Below are 1,769 nucleotides of genomic sequence, written 5' to 3'. Positions count from 1 at the left end.
CAGCGTGACTTCGGTCAGGGCGTCAAGGTCGAGGTCGGCGAGAAGCAGGTCGCCGCGGACATCGTGATCGTCGCGGAGTACCCCGTCGCACTGCAGCAAGTCGCCGACGGCGTCCGCGCCGGTGTCGCCCGTGCGCTGGAGCAGATCGTGGGCATGGAGGTCGCCGAGGTGAACGTGACCGTGCAGGACGTTTTCATCCCGGGTGACGACGACGACAAGGACGACGAGAAGAAGGAAGCGCGAGTCGCATGAGCAACACACTGATCGGAGCCCTCATCGGGGCGATCCTCGCCGTCGTGGCGCTGCAGTTCGGGTTCTGGGGCTTCGTGCTCGTGGTCGTGTTCGGTGCCGTCGGGGCCCTCGTGGCCGCGCTGGTCACCGGCCGCATCGACCGGGGTGCCCTCGCCGACGTGCTGACCGGACGCCGGAGCTCCCGGTGAACGCCGGCCCGGACGTCCCGGGCCGCGTCGAGATCACCGCTCGCGCACTGACCTCGCTGGCGCGGGCCGTCGCAGCCGAACGGCTCGGCGCCCCCGCCAAGCGGGTGCGCGTCGGTCTCGGCGACACCTCCGGCGCGCTCGCGCTCGACATCACCGGCCCCATCGCCGCGGGCGACGACATCGTCACCCGCACCGCCCGGGTCGCGGACGAGGTCAAGGGCCGTGTCGGGGAACTCACCGGCCGCCGCGTCGGCAGTGCCCACATCGAACTCACCGGGATCGTGCGCGAGCACCAGTCCCGGATCGCCTAGGAGGCCATCATGAGCAACGGTTCCGTCGAACGACGCATCCGTCGCCGGAGCGTGCACCGCTCCCGCTCGACCGCCGTGGCGGTGTCGCTCGTGGTGCTCGCCCTGGTCGCCGCGTGGATCGGCACCGAAGCGGTCCTCGCCGCCATCGGCCGGCCCCCGCTGCTCGCCGACCCGCAGACCGTCGTCGACGCCGCGCTCCGCCCGGACGCCGCGTTCGTCACGATCGCGGAAGTCATCGCCGTGGTCCTTCTGGTCCTCGGCGTGGTCCTGATCGTCCTGGCCCTGAAGCCCGGCCGGCAGCACCGCTCCGTCATCGACCACGACCGTGGTGCCGTCGTCATCGACACCCGCATCCTCGCCTCCACCGCCGCGAACGCCGCCGGGATGGCTGCCGGGGTCCCGGAGGGCAACGCGTCCGCGACCGCCCGCGGACGCTCCACCACGGTCCGGGTGGTGCCCGTCAGCGGGATCCCCGTCGACGACGCGGTCATCCGCGACGCCGTCCGGGACCGCCTCTCCGGGCTCGACGAACGCTTCGGCCGACGCGTCAGCGTCACGGTCGAGGAGAAGGGAACCCTCGCATGACGAAGAGCAACCGGACCCTGAACCGGATCATCCTGTTCGTCCTCGGCCTCGTCGCGGTCATCGTCGGCATCACCATCGGCGCGGGCGTCCTGCCCGCCGTCCGCGACGCCGTCGAACCCTACGCGACGCTCCCGAACCGGCTGAGCGTGCCGGCGTCGTCGCTGTGGATCATCGTCGCGGTCTGCGCCGTGGTGATCGTGCTGGCGTTGGTGTGGGTGTTCACCCGCGGTGGGGGCGGCACGTCCGTCGCCGTCCGGGAACGCTCCGGCGACGACCAGGTCACCGTCAACGTCGCCCTCGTCCGCGACGTCGTCGACCACGAACTCGACGGCGTCCGCGACGTCATCAGCGCCCGCGTCGACACGTACCTCGTCCGACGGCAACGCGCCGCACGCATCCGCGTCGCGGTCCGCCGCGGCGGCGACGCCGTCAC

At 72.1% G+C, this 1,769-nt stretch carries 5 protein-coding genes; all 5 read left to right on the top strand.

Features of this window, described 5'->3' with window-relative positions; genetic code table 11:
• On the top strand, window positions 1-252 hold a 252-nt coding region (locus WFH25_RS19275; protein WP_336699064.1), incomplete at its 5' end, for an Asp23/Gls24 family envelope stress response protein.
• Window positions 249-440, top strand: coding sequence for a DUF2273 domain-containing protein (locus tag WFH25_RS19270; protein ID WP_070418041.1), 192 nt, complete (start codon window positions 249-251; stop codon window positions 438-440). The genes WFH25_RS19275 and WFH25_RS19270, both read left to right, overlap by 4 nt.
• Window positions 437-751 (top strand): hypothetical protein, encoded by a 315-nt coding sequence (locus WFH25_RS19265; RefSeq protein WP_092385865.1) that lies wholly within the window; start codon window positions 437-439, stop codon window positions 749-751. Before WFH25_RS19270 ends, WFH25_RS19265 begins: the two co-directional genes overlap by 4 nt.
• Before the next feature lie 9 nt (window positions 752-760).
• Window positions 761-1,336 (top strand): DUF6286 domain-containing protein, encoded by a 576-nt coding sequence (locus WFH25_RS19260; protein WP_092385863.1) that lies wholly within the window; start codon window positions 761-763, stop codon window positions 1,334-1,336.
• A partial coding sequence (locus WFH25_RS19255) for a hypothetical protein (RefSeq protein ID WP_336699063.1) occupies window positions 1,333-1,769 on the top strand: 437 nt, incomplete at its 3' end. The genes WFH25_RS19260 and WFH25_RS19255, both read left to right, overlap by 4 nt.

The sequence above is a fragment of the Curtobacterium sp. USHLN213 genome (genome assembly GCF_037144815.1).
In the GTDB taxonomy this organism is placed as follows: Bacteria; Actinomycetota; Actinomycetes; order Actinomycetales; family Microbacteriaceae; genus Curtobacterium.
The sequence above is the reverse complement of the archived record's forward strand: the minus strand, read 5'-3'. Positions and strand labels throughout refer to the sequence as shown.